15 protein-coding genes are annotated in these 17,641 nt (G+C 51.3%); 5 read left to right on the plus strand and 10 right to left on the minus strand.

What is annotated here, in order from left to right; genetic code table 11:
• Positions 1–15 precede the first annotated feature (15 nt).
• The 8 genes from pheS to INT33_RS14320 all read right to left on the minus strand — a co-directional run bounded on the left by pheS (position 16) and on the right by INT33_RS14320 (position 7,386).
• Positions 16–1,035 carry a phenylalanine--tRNA ligase subunit alpha gene (pheS, locus tag INT33_RS14285; protein ID WP_193092220.1) on the minus strand — a complete coding sequence of 340 codons (1,020 nt, stop codon included), beginning with the start codon at positions 1,033–1,035 and terminating at the stop codon, positions 16–18.
• A gap of 153 nt (positions 1,036–1,188) precedes the next feature.
• The gene (gene rplT, locus INT33_RS14290; RefSeq protein WP_018916261.1) at positions 1,189–1,542 is read right to left on the minus strand and encodes a 50S ribosomal protein L20; all 354 of its coding nucleotides are present in this window, start codon (positions 1,540–1,542) and stop codon (positions 1,189–1,191) included.
• A 56-nt stretch (positions 1,543–1,598) separates the two neighbouring features.
• Positions 1,599–1,793, minus strand: a complete 195-nt coding sequence (rpmI, locus tag INT33_RS14295; protein ID WP_009724291.1) for a 50S ribosomal protein L35 — start codon at positions 1,791–1,793, stop codon at positions 1,599–1,601.
• Between the two features lie 81 nt (positions 1,794–1,874).
• The gene (infC, locus tag INT33_RS14300) at positions 1,875–2,366 is read right to left on the minus strand and encodes a translation initiation factor IF-3 (RefSeq protein ID WP_018916263.1); all 492 of its coding nucleotides are present in this window, start codon (positions 2,364–2,366) and stop codon (positions 1,875–1,877) included.
• Positions 2,367–2,426: 60 nt separating this feature from the next.
• Positions 2,427–4,349: a threonine--tRNA ligase gene (gene thrS, locus INT33_RS14305; protein WP_192538554.1), complete on the minus strand. Its 1,923-nt coding sequence runs from the start codon at positions 4,347–4,349 to the stop codon at positions 2,427–2,429.
• A gap of 219 nt (positions 4,350–4,568) precedes the next feature.
• Positions 4,569–5,438 (minus strand): OmpA family protein, encoded by an 870-nt coding sequence (locus INT33_RS14310; RefSeq protein WP_192538553.1) that lies wholly within the window; start codon positions 5,436–5,438, stop codon positions 4,569–4,571.
• A 293-nt stretch (positions 5,439–5,731) separates the two neighbouring features.
• Positions 5,732–6,199 (minus strand): DUF2489 domain-containing protein, encoded by a 468-nt coding sequence (locus INT33_RS14315; RefSeq protein WP_192538552.1) that lies wholly within the window; start codon positions 6,197–6,199, stop codon positions 5,732–5,734.
• Between the two features lie 134 nt (positions 6,200–6,333).
• A complete protein-coding gene (locus INT33_RS14320; RefSeq protein ID WP_193092221.1) occupies positions 6,334–7,386 on the minus strand; it encodes a COX15/CtaA family protein in 1,053 nt (350 codons plus the stop codon).
• A 440-nt stretch (positions 7,387–7,826) separates the two neighbouring features.
• On the opposite strand from INT33_RS14320, the gene INT33_RS14325 reads away from it, so the two are divergent.
• Positions 7,827–8,033, plus strand: a complete 207-nt coding sequence (locus tag INT33_RS14325) for a hypothetical protein (RefSeq protein ID WP_193092229.1) — start codon at positions 7,827–7,829, stop codon at positions 8,031–8,033.
• A gap of 52 nt (positions 8,034–8,085) precedes the next feature.
• On the opposite strand, the gene hrpB is transcribed toward INT33_RS14325, so the two are convergent.
• Both hrpB and INT33_RS14335 read right to left on the minus strand, forming a co-directional pair.
• A complete protein-coding gene (hrpB, locus tag INT33_RS14330) occupies positions 8,086–10,521 on the minus strand; it encodes an ATP-dependent helicase HrpB (protein WP_193092222.1) in 2,436 nt (811 codons plus the stop codon).
• Between the two features lie 4 nt (positions 10,522–10,525).
• The gene (locus INT33_RS14335; RefSeq protein WP_193092223.1) at positions 10,526–11,191 is read right to left on the minus strand and encodes a TetR family transcriptional regulator C-terminal domain-containing protein; all 666 of its coding nucleotides are present in this window, start codon (positions 11,189–11,191) and stop codon (positions 10,526–10,528) included.
• 196 nt (positions 11,192–11,387) lie between these two features.
• Between INT33_RS14335 and xdhA the strand changes: the two genes are divergently transcribed.
• From xdhA to guaD, 4 genes are read left to right on the plus strand one after another with little or no spacing between them, the layout of a single operon-like run.
• Positions 11,388–12,842 (plus strand): xanthine dehydrogenase small subunit, encoded by a 1,455-nt coding sequence (xdhA, locus tag INT33_RS14340; RefSeq protein ID WP_193092224.1) that lies wholly within the window; start codon positions 11,388–11,390, stop codon positions 12,840–12,842.
• Positions 12,826–15,249, plus strand: a complete 2,424-nt coding sequence (gene xdhB / locus INT33_RS14345) for a xanthine dehydrogenase molybdopterin binding subunit (protein WP_193092225.1) — start codon at positions 12,826–12,828, stop codon at positions 15,247–15,249. The genes xdhA and xdhB overlap by 17 nt, the downstream gene beginning before the upstream one ends.
• Positions 15,246–16,109 (plus strand): xanthine dehydrogenase accessory protein XdhC, encoded by an 864-nt coding sequence (xdhC, locus tag INT33_RS14350; RefSeq protein WP_319643933.1) that lies wholly within the window; start codon positions 15,246–15,248, stop codon positions 16,107–16,109. Before xdhB ends, xdhC begins: the two co-directional genes overlap by 4 nt.
• Before the next feature lies 1 nt (position 16,110).
• Positions 16,111–17,430, plus strand: coding sequence for a guanine deaminase (guaD, locus tag INT33_RS14355; protein ID WP_193092226.1), 1,320 nt, complete (start codon positions 16,111–16,113; stop codon positions 17,428–17,430).
• The last annotated feature ends 211 nt before the right edge of the window (positions 17,431–17,641 follow it).

The following is a 17,641-nucleotide window of genomic DNA, read 5'->3' on the forward strand; positions in this document are numbered from 1 at the left end:
TGTTCGGCAGCGGTCTTAAGCGAATTGGCGCAAGAAGCGCAGGTCATTTTCAAAGAACAAACGCAGGTCGTTCACACCGTAACGCAGCATCGCCAGGCGCTCAGCCCCCATACCAAAGGCAAAGCCGGTATAGCGTTCAGTATCAATACCTGAATGACGGAATACTTCTGGGTGCACCATGCCGCAGCCCATCACTTCAAGCCAACCGCTGTGCGAACAGACACGGCATCCTGAGCCACTACACATGACGCACTGAATATCGACTTCGGCAGAAGGCTCAGTAAACGGGAAGTATGAAGGCCGGAAGCGCACAGAAAGATCATCACGCTCAAAAAACGCCTGCAGGAAATCTTCGATTGTACCTTTCAGGTCGGCAAAGCTGACCCCTTCGTCCACCAGCAATCCTTCAACCTGATGAAACATGGGTGTATGAGTCAAATCGGAGTCACTGCGATAAACGCGCCCGGGGCACACAATACGAATCGGTGGCTCGCTCTCTTTCATGGTACGCACCTGTACCGGCGACGTATGTGTTCTCAGCAGACGCGTTGCATCAAAATAAAACGTATCGGCCATGCCGCGCGCAGGGTGATGAGCTGGAATGTTGAGCGCCTCGAAATTGTGATAATCATCTTCAATTTCAGGGCCTACCGCAACGTCATAGCCAATGCGCGTAAACAAGCTTTCAATACGCTCAAGCGTGCGTGTTACGGGATGCAATCCGCCGCTCGCCTGATGACGGCCGGGTAACGTAACGTCGATTCGCTCAGCCGCCAAACGCGCGTTTAGTGCAGTGGTTTCAAGCTGCTGACGCTTGGCATCAATTTCACTTGCCAAGGTCTGCTTGGCCTGGTTGATGCGCTCACCGGCAGCCGGACGCTCTTCAGCCGATAGTTTACCCAAGCCTTTCAGCAAAGCAGTTACTTCGCCTTTTTTGCCCAGGTAGCGAACTCGCAATTCCTCTAGCGCAGCGACATCTTGCGAGGCCTGGATGGCATCACGAGCCTCAGATACCAGAGTAGGAAGGTGGTCCATCCGTTTCACTCCGAATTAAGCGGTTCCCTCGTAATGAGGGTGTAGCACGTTGAAGGTGACAAAAAAACAGGGGAAGAGCGGCTGCTCTTCCCCTGCGGGTCACACTGAAATGACCTTCGTCAATTCACGCTGGCAGTCGCGCAGCGTATGACGTTATTGGGCAGCCTTGGCTTTTTCCACGATAGCAGCAAAAGCAGCTTTTTCGTGTACAGCCAGATCAGCCAATACTTTACGGTCAATTTCGATACCGGCTTTCTTCAAACCGCCAACAAAGCGGCTGTAAGACATACCGTTGATGCGCGCAGCAGCGTTAATACGCTGAATCCACAGCGCACGGAACTGACGCTTACGGTTACGGCGGTCACGATAAGCATACTGGCCCGCTTTAATAACGGCCTGCTTAGCTACACGGAAAACACGCGAACGGGCACCGTAGTAACCTTTAGCCTGCTTCAATACTTTTTTATGGCGACGACGGGCCACTACACCACGCTTAACACGGGTCATAACACACTCCTGACTTTATAGCTGAGGCTTAAAGCACTCAGACAAGAAAATTCGACTTATAGGTTCGGCAGCATGCGTTGGATCAACGCTTTGTCAGAAGCATGAATCTGCTTCATACCACGCAGCTGACGCTTACGCTTAGTCGATTTCTTGGTCAAGATGTGGCTACGGAAAGACTGCTTGTGCTTAAAGCCATTAGCGGTCTTTTTAAAGCGCTTTGCAGCGCCGCTGTTGCTTTTGATTTTCGGCATGAGAAAACTCCGCTCGATATTTTTTAGAAAATCCAGGGCCGACCATCGCCTACGCGATGGCCCGTTGGTTTCGCCGCTGGATCACTTCTTTTTCGGGGCAAGAATCATGATCATCTGGCGGCCTTCCATTTTCGGGAAAGACTCCACCGCTCCGATCTCTTCCAGGTCTGCCGCGATCCGCTCCATCAGCTTGCGGCCGATGTCCTGGTGCGCCATTTCGCGACCACGGAAGCGCAATGTGACCTTACCCTTGTCACCACCTTCCAAAAAGCGAATCAGGTTTTTCAATTTTACCTGATAATCGCCCTCATCGGTGCCAGGACGGAATTTAACTTCCTTGACCTGGATTTGCTTTTGCTTTTTCTTTTGAGCCGCTTTCTGCTTCTTCGTCTCAAAAACGAATTTACCGTAATCCATAATCTTACAGACGATGGGATCGGCATTCGAAATTTGCACAAGGTCTAAACCGGCAGCTTCCGCACGTTCGATTGCTTCAGTGGTGGGCACAACACCCAACTGCTCACCTTCAGCATCGATTAGACGCACTTCTTCTTCGGTAATTCGCTCGTTCATTGGTGGGCGTTTGTCTGCTGGACGCCCGCGCTGGTTGCTTCGCTTGATCGTTCCGTCTCCTTAGGCAATTGACGATGTCGCCAGGGCTGCTCGCTCTGCATTAAGACGTTCAATGAGTGCATCGATTGTCATAGTGCCGAGGTTTTCGCCGCTGCGAGTTCGCACGGCCACTGAGTCAGCTTCGACTTCCTTATCTCCCACCACAAGAAGATAGGGAATTTTCTGTAACGTATGCTCACGGATTTTAAAGCCGATCTTCTCGTTCCTCAAGTCCGCTTTGACCCGTAAGCCACTTTTTTGCAGGCGTTGCTCTAATTCAAGCGCATAATCACGCTGCGCATCGGTGATTATCATCACTACCGCCTGCTGAGGTGCTAACCATAATGGCATAGCGCCAGCATAATGTTCAATCAAGATACCAATGAAACGCTCCATAGAGCCCACAATTGCACGATGCAACATAACCGGCGGCTTGCGCTCACCCTCTTCGGTCACATATTGAGCACCCAGGCGCTCAGGCATCATGAAATCAACCTGCATGGTACCAACCTGCCACTCGCGCCCCAAGCAATCTTTCATGTGGTATTCAATCTTGGGACCATAGAACGCGCCTTCGCCAGGAAGTTCCTGCCATTCGACGCCACAGGCTGTTAACGCACCACGTAGGGCATCTTCAGCCTGATCCCAAACATCGTCACTGCCAATACGCTTTTCTGGGCGCAGAGCAATTTTAATGGCAATGTCTTCAAATCCAAAATCGGTATAAACCTTCAACGCCTGACGATGAAAGTTAGTAACTTCGGGCTCGACCTGGGCTTCGGTACAGAAAATATGCCCGTCATCCTGAGTAAAGGCTCGAACACGCATAATACCGTGCAATGCACCGGAAGGCTCGTTACGGTGGCATCCACCAAACTCGCCAAACCGTACAGGCAGTTCGCGATAGCTGCGCAGCCCGGAATTGAACACCTGCACATGGCCGGGGCAGTTCATCGGCTTAAGCGCATACTCACGCTTTTCGGATTCGGTAAAGAACATACCGTCAGCGTAGTTATCCCAGTGCCCGGACTTTTTCCAAAGCGACACGTCCATTACTTGAGGGCAGCGAATTTCCTGATAGCCACCTTCTTTATAAACGCCTCGCATGTACTGCTCGACCTGCTGCCATAGCGCCCAACCATTCGGGTGCCAAAACACCATTCCCGGTGCTTCTTCCTGCATATGGAAGAGATCAAGGCGACGGGCAAGCTTGCGGTGATCGCGCTTCTCAGCTTCTTCAAGGCGCTTCAAATAGGCTTTTAGCTGCTTCTTATCGCCCCAGGCGGTCCCGTAAATGCGGGTTAGCATGGCATTTGAAGCATCCGCTCGCCAGTAGGCCCCGGCAAGCTTGGTCAACTTGAATGCTTTTAGATGACGAGTATTAGGCACATGAGGACCACGGCACATATCCGTGTACTCTTCATGATGATAAAGCCGAATGTCTGCGCCTTCAGGAATATCGTGAATGATTTCCTGCTTATAAGTTTCGTCACGCTGCGCGAACGTTGCCATCGCTTTATCACGATCCACATATTCACGCACTACATCGTATTCACGCTCAATTAAATCTTGCATCCGCTTTTCGATGGCATCTAAATCTTCTGGGGTAATTGAGCGGCCAAAATCAATATCATAATAAAAGCCGTTTTCGATCACCGGCCCGATCGCCATCTTGGCATCGGGATAAAGCTGCTTCACTGCGTGACCAATCAAGTGCGCGCAGGAGTGGCGAATAATTTCCACGCCTTCAGGATCACGCGCGGTAATAATAGCAACATCCGCGTCACGCTCAATCAGGTCGGCGGCATCTACCAGCACGCCATCGATCCGCCCGGCTATGCATGCCTTGGCCAAACCAGGGCCAATGGACTCTGCAAGCTGCATGATGGAAAGCGGCGCTTCAAAGGTTCTTTCGCTACCGTCAGGTAGTGTCACAATAGGCATTCAGATATTCCTTGAGCGCAGTGGTGATCCATACCAAGGATCACATTTCGCTATCAATGATCGTAGGCGTAAAAACAATACAAAAAATACGCGCTTAGCCTACCAGACTTAAGCGCGGCGGAAAATAAAAACGGGAGGCTTGCGCCTCCCGTCGTTACTTACTTTATTACTTACTACGCAACCATTAGCGTTATAACAACCGCGCTAAAGAGCTACGTCTTAGTTCCACTCATCAAGTTCAACACGACGGTTTTGCGCGCGACCTTGATCAGTCTCGTTAGAAGCGACCGGACGCTCTTCGCCGAAGCCAACTGCACGCATACGGTTTGCGCCTACGCCACGCTGAGCGAGGTAGGTGGTAACAGATTCAGCACGACGCTGAGACAGGTCTTTGTTGTACTCAGCACTACCGCGTGAATCAGTATGGCCTTCAATGCTAACGCGTACGTCAGGGTTGTTAACCAGACGTTCTGCAACACCGTTTAGGATATTGCGGGCATTAGCAGTCAGCTGAGCTGAATCGAATTCGAAGTTAACGTCGTTAAGAACAACGCTGTCTGGGCAACCCAGCGCGTTCACTTCGGTGCCAGCTGGCGTATTGGGGCACTGGTCACGGTAGTCCGGCACGCCGTCGTTATCGGAGTCAAGCGGGCAGCCTACAGCGTCAACTTCAACACCAGCAGGAGTACCTGGGCACTGATCACGGTAGTCCGGCACGCCGTCGTTGTCAGAATCTAGCGGGCAGCCTTGAGCGTCAACTGCAACGCCAGCAGGCACTTCACCGTAGCTCGGGCACTGGGGCGCTACAGGCTCAGGTGTACGGTCTGCACACAGCAGGCCACCGATTGCGGCACCCGCTACAGCGCCAGTTGCCGCACCGCTTTCTTCATCAGAAGAGCCGCTAGTGGCATAACCAATGCTACCGCCAATCAAACTGCCCGCCAGACCACAAACGGCCGGGTGCTGGTACCAGCTACGATCGCTGCTGGCGCTAGCTTGACCAGATGATTGGTTGGCCGAGGTGGCACAGCCTGATAGGCCCACTACTAGAGCGGAACCGATTAGCAAGCCAGTCGTTGATTTTTTCATGCAAGACTCCTTCTTGATCCAATGCTGACATGGCCATATGACCAAATCTATCCAATGCTTCTTATTGCGAGAGCATCCATTTTTCGCCTGTTCAATAGTACCACGCGGGCGTTCCCCTGCTTGGCATTGAACGGTGCGCCTATCATTAACGTTTCAACGCTAGAAGGCAACAATGCCGAGATATCAACTTCTTGCCAATATCGACATCTCAAGCATAGCAAAGCTGCCACAATCGGCACCAAAAAAACACATTACACTATTAATTTAAATAAAATCGTCTTATTAATTCCAAGCTAGTGTAACGCAGAAGGCCCTTTTGCACGCCATTTTATAACGGCCTCGGCCGCAGCCAAAACAGCCGGACGCATCTCGTCCTCAACCGCTAAGCGCTGTTTATCTTCAGCCATGCGCTCGCGTGGTGTTAATTTCGCACGTGCCGAATGTGTTTTTAGATGCCGTGTACGGTTATAAACATCGGCAAATGCCTGAAAATCCGGCCGCTCGGTAAGACTGGGGTCAACGATTTCAAGCAGCACCTTACAGCGCCATGCACCTTCTGTAATCTCGACCTGCTCCTGAATCAACGCACTCGTAACGTAATCCAGATTTTCCAGGCTGTTTTGCTGGGCTCTACGATCTTCATCTATGCGAAAGGCCTCGCGGCGCTTTACCTCTTTACGCAGCTTAAGGGCATAGATTGATAAGCCGACAATGACAGCAAGCGCTAACGCTAGCGCTACAAGTGCGCTGATCGAATTCATAATACTCCCAGTTGCGCTTTTAAAAATAGCTTAACAGAAATTGTACATCAATTTAGCACTGAACCGTTAATTTCCATAATTCAGCGGCATACACCACCAAAATTAGTAATAAACCTGATCTTTCTTACAATTTTTTATGAAGGCACAGGAGGATGGGAAGAATATAAATCAGCTTGAGCAGTGTAGTTTTCCTCCTTACTCAATCGCCAACGCCACCATGCCCATAATAAGCTAACCGTCAGTAAAACGGCACCGGCTGTATGCAGCAAAGCTAGCCATAACGGCAGCCACATCAGCACGTTGGCCATTCCCAGCAGCGCTTGAAAAACATAAATTGCTACCACTAAGCCTAGCGGACCTGCAACATGACAAGCGCGTCGATGTCGATACCAAAGCATCAGCAACGCAATGCCTAACAGTAGCGCTCCCATACGGTGGATAAAGTGGATGGCAACTCTAGCTTCGGCATGTAATTGCCCGTGTAAGTAATTAGGCCCTACTGTTTGGGTCACATGAAAACCTTCGCTAATATCCATGGCGGGCCACCATTGACCATTACAGGTAGGAATATCCTGGCAGGCAATACCCGCGTAATTACTGGTAACCCATCCGCCCAATGCAAGCTGCACAATTAACAGCCCTACAGCCATCCCCCACCAAATATTTAGCCGTTGGACATTGAGCAGCTTTTGCTCGGCGACACCTCTTATCCTTAGATGCAGCCAGAGAAATAACAGCAGCACGCTTAATCCACCAAGTAGATGTAACGTCACTACTTGCGGCCAAAGTTTTAGCGTGACGGTAAAAGCCCCAAATGCACCTTGTACTAAAATAGTGGCAAGTAGCGCTATGCTAATAAACCAAGGATATTGGGGATGTTTCCTGAATGGCCAACCAAGCGCTAAAACGCTCACTACCAAGATGCCAAGTAGCGTTGCAATATAACGATGGATCATTTCAACCCAGGCTTTAGAGGCATCCAGAGGGACATCAGGATGGTGTAACGCAGCGTGATCATTATCAGGTACCAACAGGCGCCCATAGCAGCCTGGCCAATCAGGGCAACCCAGTCCAGCATCGACTAGTCGCGTCCATGCGCCCACTAAAATGACTAAAACTGTCAGTAACGTTCCTAAAAGTGATAAGCGCAAAAGCCACTTTAAGCGCCTCTCTAACGATGCTTGCATGATGTATCCTTACACTCATTAGCAATGGCAATACCCTTGGTTTTAATACAGAAAACCGAGCCTAGATCGCCAAATATATCCTTGAAAACTTATATTAGCACTAATCGAAATGATCGACCTGAAGCCTTAAAACGTGCTCATTGTCTTACTACAAACATTTGCCCTCCTCATAGCGGGCCACTTTATGATTTCAGCGTTGAGCTTTCCATGAGAACTGGCCATGAAAACTGGCGAGCCCGATGCGCATTTCGCACAGGCTAGCTGCAAATAAAATAAGTATAGATATTATTGGTTATTCGCTACGCTTTCGTGATTAATAGGTAGCTTTTTAACAAAGCGTTAACCTTATTGGCGATCTATAATTCACTGACTATCAATCTATAATTTTATCAATGATCCTGGCCATTCCTAATAGGGTCGGGCAACAATGGGAGCAATATATGCAGAAGTACCCCCTCACCACAGGGATAGTGGCCCTCGTGGCGTTCATGACCTTGGCTTCTCTCGCTGGCTGCACCACTTACACTTGGCCGGATGGCTCAAAGGAAACGGTGCTAGGTGTCGCCCCTGAAGATGAAAACAAACGCTTTGAAGAGCAGCAAGCTGATGGCGTTCGTTATCGCACCCCGGGTGAAATCCCCGAATAACAACCGTAGCGTTTAAATAGCCCCACCCACTGAGCACCTAATCGCTATACGCTTATTTACGTTTTTTAGTGGTGGCTGTTGCCTTTGCAGCGAGTGGATCGTCAGGCCACGGATGCCTTGGATAGCGGCCACGCATCTCTTTACGTACCTCTGGGTACCCATTAAGCCAAAAGCCTAGCAAATCCTGGGTCACTTGAAGTGGCCGGCGCGCGGGCGAGAGTAGATGAACCGTTAAAGCAATGCGCCCCTCAACCACAGTGGGCGTATCACGCCAACCAAAGGCTTCCTGAAGCTTTAACGCCAGCACCGGGGATTGATGCGCCAAACAGGGCGAATAGTCAATAACCGTAGATTTACCGCTAGGCACTATCAAGGCTTGAGGTGCCAGCCGCTCCATTTCATTTTGCTGATCCCATGTCAGGGTATTCAGCAGATAGTGATGAAGCGGTAGTTTTTCAACTTGGGAAAGCCGCGTTATATCGGTTAAGTAGGGGGCAAGCCAATGGCTTAGCGAATCTACTAGCGCCGCGGTAGACCAGTCTGGCCACGGCTTACCCAATGTCTCGCGCAGCAGCGCTATCCGCCCCTGCAGCTGCTCCAACGCTTGGGAATGTAACAACGCTGGCCGCTGGCTTACGGCATTTAGCAAGGCCTCTACTACAGCGTCTTTAGGCAGCGTAGCTAAAGGGTGCCTGGCTATCGTCAAAGCACCATAGGCCTGGACCTTCTCACCGATCAGCCGTCCCTGTTCTTCAGACCATGTGACGCGTGTCTGCCACTTCACTCGCTCAGGATAAAGCTCTATTAATGCCTCAAGTGTTAGTGGTTCAGCCGCGTATATTTTGGCTTCGCTTGAGGCACTCTCCAGACTTGCCACAATAAGATACGGCTGATGCGCCAGCGGGTCGTTTAACGAAACTACCGCCGTTTTTCCTGAGGCGAGCTGAAATCGCCCCGGCGTAATTTGCTGACCTATCCGGTCCGGATAAGCCAATGTCAACAGCCTACCTAATGGGGCCAAGTCGATCCGATTCAATGCAGCATGCGCCTGTTTGGCGAGCCGCCTGGCTTCCTGCGCCCATACAGGGAACTGCTTGGGTTGATCAAAGCGCTGACTAAGTGCTTTTTGAAAAGAGCGATCATTGCTTTCACAGCTTTCAAGCAATGCGGCCAAGCCACACGCCAGGGGGGTGGCCTCTAGCGCTTCCGAGCGCTCCATCATGACGGCAAGGCGTGGCGATAGAGGCCAGCGCGCGCAGCGCCGACCTAACAATGTGAGCTTATGTTGCTCATCCAACAACCCCAGCTGGACAAGCAGTGCCTGACCACTCTGCCACGCCCCTTTAGGCGGAGCTGAAACCCAGCAAAGCTTATCGGGTGAATCCACGCCCCAGCGTGCCAGTTCAAGCACAGTGCTCGACAAATCCGCCTGGAAAATTTCGGGTTCGCCGTGAGCGACCAACGGCTGCTCTTGAGACCATAAACGAAAACAGACACCCGGGCACTGGCGCCCCGCCCGCCCACGGCGCTGGTCTGCACTGGCACGATTAACGCGCCGGGTGGTTAAGCGCGTTAATCCTGTACGAGGTTGAAATAAAGGCACACGCTCAAGCCCCGCATCAATAACCACATTCACACCATCCACCGTTATGCTTGACTCCGTAATAGCGGTAGACACAATAACGCGGCGCTGCGAATTCTCTGCTACTAGCGCAGCCCGCTGCTCGGCAATGGTCATTCGGCCATGTAATGCGCTTACCGCTATGTCCGGCAGAGATTGGCGAAGGGCTTGAATCAGGCGCTCTATCTCGGACACGCCGGGGAGAATGACCAGTAAATCACGAGCATTTGAATCGCCTAGGGCCTCTTCCACGACTCTAAGCGCCGTCTGCTCGATTTTTTCGTTTGCCTGAGCGGGTCGATAATAGGTAGCGACCGGGTATTGACGCCCTTCACTAACAATTAGCGGCGTATGCTCGCCTATTACCTGCCGTAATGCATTCACATCAAGCGTTGCTGACATTACCAGCAGGCGTAAGTCATCACGTACACTAGCTTGAACATCCAGCGCGAACGCCAGCCCCACATCCGCTTCTAAGCTGCGCTCATGAAACTCATCAAAAATGATGCCCGACACGCCCTCCAGCAGCGGATCTTCTTGCAGCATTCGCAGCAAAACACCCTGCGTAATAACTTCTAGCCGAGTATTTGAGCCAGTACAGCTCTCCCCGCGCATCCGGTAACCAACCGTTTGACCTACCGTTTCACCTAGCGCTTGCGCCATAAAACTTGCCGCTAATCGAGCGGCTACGCGACGCGGTTCAAGCAATAATATTTTTTGTCCAGCCGCCCACTCACTGGTCAAGAGCATCAGAGGAACACGCGTAGTCTTTCCCGCGCCCGGCTGCGCCATGAGAATTAGTCGGTTATGATTTTCAAGGCCCGCTTGTATGGCCTCCAGATGCTCCTCGATGGGCAATGCATTCATAACATCAATTCGCTGCAGAAGATGCTTGGGAAGAAGCTAGCAGGGAGATACCACATCCTTTCAAAATAACGTGTTCCAGAAACTGGGTAATTGAGGCGAGGTCTTCCTCATTCAAGGCATCGCGCCCTAGCACCCGGGTTATCTGAGCACTATATTCAGTGTAATGCTGAGTCGCCGACCAGATTAAAAAAATCAGCCAGCGTGGATCTACATCATCCATTTTCCCCTGCAGGGACCACTGTCGAATAATCGCTGCACGAGATGCCACCCAATCACGCAGCTCACCGGCGAGATACTCATCCAGGAAAGGCGCCCCGGCTAATATTTCTGCCGCAAACAATTTTGAACCATCAGGGTAGCGCTGCCCCAGCACTATTTTAGTGCGAATAAAATCGCTAAGCACTTCACCGGGATCGCTCTCCGGCGTTATGTTCTCAAGAACGGCATTCCAGCGCCGCATCATACGATTGAGCAATCGAACATAGAGCGCCTGCTTGCTGCCCATATAATACAGAATGTTAGCTTTGGGCAGCTCCGCCTTATCAGCAATGGCTTGCAAGCTAGCCCCACGATAGCCATGCACTGAGAATATTTGTTCGGCAGCATTTAGAATTCGCTGCTCTATTCGCTCACGGTTTGCACTTTCGTTTGGTGCGGTTTCGACTGTCATTGATAGACTTCCTGGAAAACTTGGTTGCAAACGCTTTAGAAGGCGCATAAGCATCGCTTATTGCACAAAAATCCTGCATTTTTAATTACTTTGCCCCATATCAGTGCGTCCAGTAAATACTTGCAAGACACGCTATTTTGTCTCAAGCTCAAACCATATTGACCGATCGGTCAGAACAATCACAATGGAGTTTGGTATGGCTATTATTGAGTTTCTTCTCAATGGCGTTCCCAAACAGTGCACCGTATCGCCAGATACCAGTATTTTAACGCTATTGCGTGAGCATTTGGGGACCACAGGCACCAAAGAAGGCTGTGCCTCAGGCGATTGCGGGGCATGCACCGTTGCCATTGGTGACTTAGCTGATACTCCGCGCGCTTACACAAGCGCCAATGCATGTATCACGCCAGCCCACCAACTGCAGGGCAAAGCGCTTGTCACTATTGAAGGATTGGCTGCTGAAGGCCAATTACACCCAGCGCAAGCGGCCATGATTGAATGCCACGGAAGCCAATGCGGCTTTTGTACCCCAGGCGTTGTCATGTCTCTGTTTACGCTTTACGAATCGCCCGACAAAGACACTTTATCGTTAACACCTGAGCAGCTTGAGGAAAGCTTGGGTGGTAATTTATGCCGCTGTACAGGGTATCGCCCGATTCGTGATGCAGCACTTCAAATGCACACTCATTCTTACGAGCGGCCAAGCTGGTATAATGCCACCTCACCCAAAGCTTCGTCTTCTAGTACAAACACTCAAAATTCCAACGAATGTTTTTTCGTTCAGCCGACATCGCTTGCAGATTTAACGGCGGCTCGCCTGCGATTTCCAGATGCTCGCCTTGTGGCTGGTGGAACGGACCTATGGCTAGAAAGCACACAGCGCTTAACACCTCTTGATCAGCTAATCGACGTTACACACGTTAAAGAACTGCTGACCCTTAAAGCGGATGAATTTAATAATCAATCTGGTTGGTGGGTGGGTGCAGCAGTCACCTATACCCAGCTTGAGCCATTATTAAATAGCCACTTTCCCGCCTTTCGCCACTTGCTACAGCGCCTGGGCTCCCAGCAGATTCGTAACCGTGGCACGCTGGGCGGAAATATCGCAAACGCCTCCCCTATCGGAGACACCCCGCCCGTGTTGCTAGCCCTAGGCGCATGGGTTGAGCTGGCTAGTACATCAGGCACTCGCTGCCTACCGTTGGATCATTTTTTTAGGGGATATAAAAAAACCGCCCTGGCGGCGGATGAAATTCTGTCACGCATATTTATTCCCAAACCTCCAAATACCCATGCATTACGCGCCTGGAAATTGTCTAAGCGGCGAGAGGACGATATTTCAGCCGTGTTAGGTGCTTTCAGCTACCGCCTGGAAAAAGATACCCTGCACGATGTACGCATTGCTTTCGGCGGCATGGACGCCATACCCAAGCGCGCGCTGGCAATGGAAAAAAAACTGGAGGGTCAAAAGGTTACAGTAGACACCTTTCGTGCAGCACAGGCGGCTATCGCCCAGGATTTTACTCCGATGAGCGACGTTCGAGGCAGCGATGTTTATCGCCAACAGGCAGCAGCCAACTTGATTGAACGGCTTTACTTAACGCTTTCAACGCCGGATCAGGAGGTGATGCTGCATGCGTACGCTCACTAGACTCGATAAAGACAGCCAACGCGCCCGCCAAGAGCTTAAAGATCAAATCCAAGGCGATGGCCCACTCGCTTGCCATACGGTAAAAAGCAGCGGAGCACGCCAGGCCGGCCAATCCAGCATTCATGAAAGTGCTGAGAAACACGTTACCGGCAAAGCAGCTTATATTGATGATTTAAAAACGCCGTCTGATGCACTGCATGTAGCGTTAGGCCTGTCGCCGGTAGCACACGGTAGACTAACCGAGCTAAATCTTGACGCCGTGAAGCAAGCTTCGGGTGTTATCGATGTCATTACGTTTCATGATGTGCCGGGCGATACTGATATTGGGCCGGTTTTCCCTGGCGACCCTATCTTCGTTGATCAGGAAATTAGCTATGCCGGTCAGTGCCTGTTTGCTGTAGCGGCTACCTCTCTAGATTCAGCCCGCCGCGCGGTAAAACTTGCAAGCATTGAAATTGCCGAACAGCCTGCAAGCCTTGACCCCGTGACTGCCACTCAGCGTGAAGAATTCGTGCGTCCCTCTCATGTGCAGGAACGTGGCGATTGGCAGCAAACCTTACGCAAAGCCACTTATACTGTCGAAAGCGAGCTGTCCGTCGGCGGGCAGGAGCACTTTTATTTAGAGGGACAGGCATGTGTAGTGCTGCCGACCGAAGATGAAGGCGTGATTGTTCATACCTCCAACCAGCACCCCAGTGAAACGCAGAAACTTGTTGCTGAAGTGCTCGGTATTCCGCTTCATGCCGTCACGGTAGAAGTCCGTCGTATGGGCGGCGGGTTCGGTGGCAAAGAGACCCAGGCATCCTCCTGGGCCTGTATTGCCGCCATTATTGCTCGCCGTACAGGTAAAGCAACACGTCTTCGTCTGCCGCGCAGTGAAGATATGCGCGTTACCGGCAAACGCCATCCCTTTCATAACCGCTATAAGCTGGCCATTGATCAACAGGGCATTATTCAGGGCGGTGAAATAAGTGTTATCGGCGACTGCGGCTACTCACCTGATCTTTCTGATGCGATTGTTGATCGCGCCATGTTCCATACGGATAACGCCTATTCGTTAGGCGATGCCAGAGTGGTTGGCCATCGCGCTAAGACACATACTGCTTCCAATACGGCCTTTCGTGGCTTTGGCGGCCCTCAAGGCATGATGATTATTGAGGCGGCCATGGACGATATTGCCCGCCAGGTGGGTGAGGATCCACTGACTATACGTAAGCGAAACTTTTATCGTGATGGGCGAGACACAACTCACTACGGACAGCATGTCGATCAACGCCAGCTACTGCACACGCTTGTTGAAGCACTCGAAGCAGACAGCGCTTACTGGGCACGTCGTAAAGCCATTAAAACGTTTAATGCCAAAAGCCCCGTCATTAAGAAAGGTCTTGCGCTTACTCCCGTCAAATTTGGCATTTCGTTTACCGCACAACATCTTAATCAGGCCGGTGCGCTGCTACATGTCTATACCGACGGAAGCGTCATGATCAATCATGGCGGTACCGAAATGGGCCAAGGGCTACATACCAAAATCTGTCAGGTTGTTGCTCGCGAATTGGGTCTGAGCCTTGAGCAGGTGCGTATAACGGCAACCCGCACGGATAAAGTCCCCAATACCTCTCCCACTGCCGCTTCCAGCGGTGCCGACCTAAACGGCATGGCTGCTCGGGACGCGGCCAGTAATTTACGTGAACGGCTATTCGATTTTGCAGCCTCACATTTTACAGCGGGCTTGGATCGAGAAGGAATGCGCCTTGAAGATGGCATGCTGGTTTCAGGCAGTAACGAAAGCGAGCAGCGAATTCCCTGGGGCGAGTTGATTCAAACCGCCTATCTCAATCGTATTTCGCTTTCAGAAAAAGGCTTTTATGCCACGCCCCTGATCCACTACGACCGCGCGACCGGACAAGGGCGACCCTTTTATTACTACGCGTTTGGCGCAGCGGTATCCGAGGTCAGTGTTGATATGCTGACCGGGGAATACCAGGTTGATCGGGTTGATATACTGCATGATGTAGGTACGTCGTTAAATCCCGCCATCGATATTGGCCAAGTGGAAGGCGGCTTTATTCAGGGGATGGGCTGGCTTACCAGTGAAGAGCTTAAATGGAACGCTAAAGGGGTACTGGTAAGTGATGGCCCAGCCACTTACAAAATTCCGACCTTTGGCGACTTACCGCCTGTCTTTAATGTAGCGCTAATGGAAGGCCACCCGAACTCCATGGCAAGCCTTTATCGCTCTAAAGCGGTGGGCGAGCCTCCGCTTATGCTGGGCATTAGCGTATGGTCGGCATTACGGGATGCCCTTTCAAGCTTGACCAACTACGCTACTTCACCGCGCCTGGATACACCGGCAACGCCCGAACGCGTTATGCTGGCAGCCAACGCCATCAGGGAGAAAACCCTGTGACAGCCCCCATGGCATGGCATGCCGCGATTGACTGCTTACAGCGCGCAGGCACGCCTCATGTATTGGCAACCCAAGTCACTAGCGCTGGCTCTACTCCCAGGGAGCCGGGCGCGCACATGGTTATTACTCTGGATGCTATTTTCGATACGCTAGGCGGCGGCACCTTTGAGTGGCAAACCATTCAAGCTGCTCGCGACTATTTACAGCAGCAGCGCTATGGATTTCATTTGGAAGCTTTTTCGCTAGGCGGGCGAAGCGGGCAATGCTGCGGAGGGTTCGTCAATATATTGCTTGAGGTCTTTCCTGGTGCCGAAGCTAACATCGCGATATTTGGAGCAGGTCACGTTGGGCAGGAAATTGTAAAGTTAAGTGCGCCATTACCCTGGCGGCTGACCTTACATGACAGCCGCACCGAGATATTGAGCGAGTTACATCAACAGCCGCGCTTAACCTGCCATGCCCTGCGGGATGTCAGTCGCAATGTAGCTCAACTGCCACCTCACACTCACGTGCTAATACTTACCCATAGTCATGATGAAGATTATGCTCTGATTGCTGAGCTTATCCAACGTGACGATTTAGCCTCCATTGGACTCATTGGCTCTGATAGCAAATGGGCAAGCTTTTCAGGGCGACTGATACGTGCAGGCTATACTGCGGAGAAAATTCAACGGGTTCGTTGCCCCATCGGCCGCCACATTGGCCATAAGCCAAGTAATAAAACCCCTTATGCGATCGCCTTAAGCGTTGTATCTGAACTTCTTTGTTTAACTGACATTCCTCCTGCTCAGGAAACCCGCGGTTTACCTAGCCAGGCACTGCGCCCCGTTTTTAATGTTCCCCCTACTACCATGAGTTAATATGACCTCCTCTACCAATACGCTTATTCGTGCCGAACTGGTGAGCTTTGCCCGCAACCCCGGTGAGGGTGACAAGCCAAGCCCAGGCAGTTTGGAGCACTACGGCGATGGATTACTCTGGTTACAAGGCCAGCATATTCATGCCGTAGGTCATTTTAGTGAACTAGCGCCCTCACTACCCGAAGGCAGCGAAGTGCTGGATTATCGCGGCAAGTTGATCATGCCAGGCTTTATCGATACCCACGTGCATTATGTGCAGCTAGACGTTATGGCCTCGTATGGTCGGCAACTACTTGATTGGTTGAACGACTATACCTTTCCCGAAGAGTGCCGCTTTGCTAACCATGCTCATGCAGAAGCACTCTCCAACGCTTTTTTAGACGAAATGCTGCGGGCAGGTACCACCACGGCACAGGTATTTGGCTCAAGCCACCCTGGATCCATGGATGCTTTCTTTTCCGCCTGCAATAAGCGTCAGCTACGCATGCTGGCCGGCAAAGTACTGATGGATCGTAACGCGCCTGAAGGTTTGTTGGACGGTGCGTCGGGCATTGCCGATACCGAGCGGCTAATTGAGGATTGGCATAACTCTCAGCGACTTGGCTATAGCGTAACGCCTCGTTTTGCGCCGACCTCCACGAAAACCCAAATGGATGCAGCAGGCGCATTGCTTCGTAATGACCCGACTCTTTGGCTACAAACCCACTTAGCGGAAAACAGCGGTGAACTGGATTGGGTTGCCGAACTTTTCCCCGGTAACCAGGATTACTTATCCGTATATGAAGAAGCTGGGTTAGTAGGACCACGCAGTACGTTCGCCCATGGAATACACTTGGATAATGGCATGCGTACGCGTTTAGCAGAACGAGGCGCAAATATTGCCTTCTGCCCAAGCTCCAACCTTTTTTTAGGCAGCGGACTGTTTGACCGTTATGCCGCACAAGAAACCGGCATGGCATTTAGTTACGCCAGCGATATCGGTGCGGGAACCGATCTTTCAGGATTTGATACGCTTAAAAGTGCTTACCAGGTTGGCCAGCTAAGCGGGCAACCTCTCACTGCTTGGCAGGGCTTTTATGGCCTTACCCATGGCAATGCTAAAACACTCGCTTTGGACAGTCACATTGGTCAGTTAGCGCCGTCTTTTGAGGCTGATTTCGTGGTCATTGACCCCAACGCCACACCGCTTCTCAAACGAAGAATTCAGCGCTGCTCTACTCTGGGTGAACGTTTATTTGCCCTGATGATACTGGCTGACGACCGAGCCATTTATGAAACCTGGGCCGCAGGTAAGTGCCAACATCAGCGCGATCAGAGCTGATGATTTAGTTGTGCCTCTGAGGATGAGGAGTGAATTAGGTTAAGGTCTATGCACTCACTCTTTCTGCTTATTAATTCTGCTTGCTAAGAAAATCCCCAGCTTTTATAAGACTGGGGATTTTTTAAATACGTGTGATTTTCTTCCACGCAAACAAAAAACCCAGCCGGTTGGCTGGGTTTTCTGCGGTATAAATGCCTGACGATGACCTACT

The sequence above is a fragment of the Halomonas colorata genome, assembly GCF_014897985.1.
In the GTDB taxonomy this organism is placed as follows: domain Bacteria; phylum Pseudomonadota; class Gammaproteobacteria; order Pseudomonadales; family Halomonadaceae; genus Vreelandella; species Vreelandella colorata.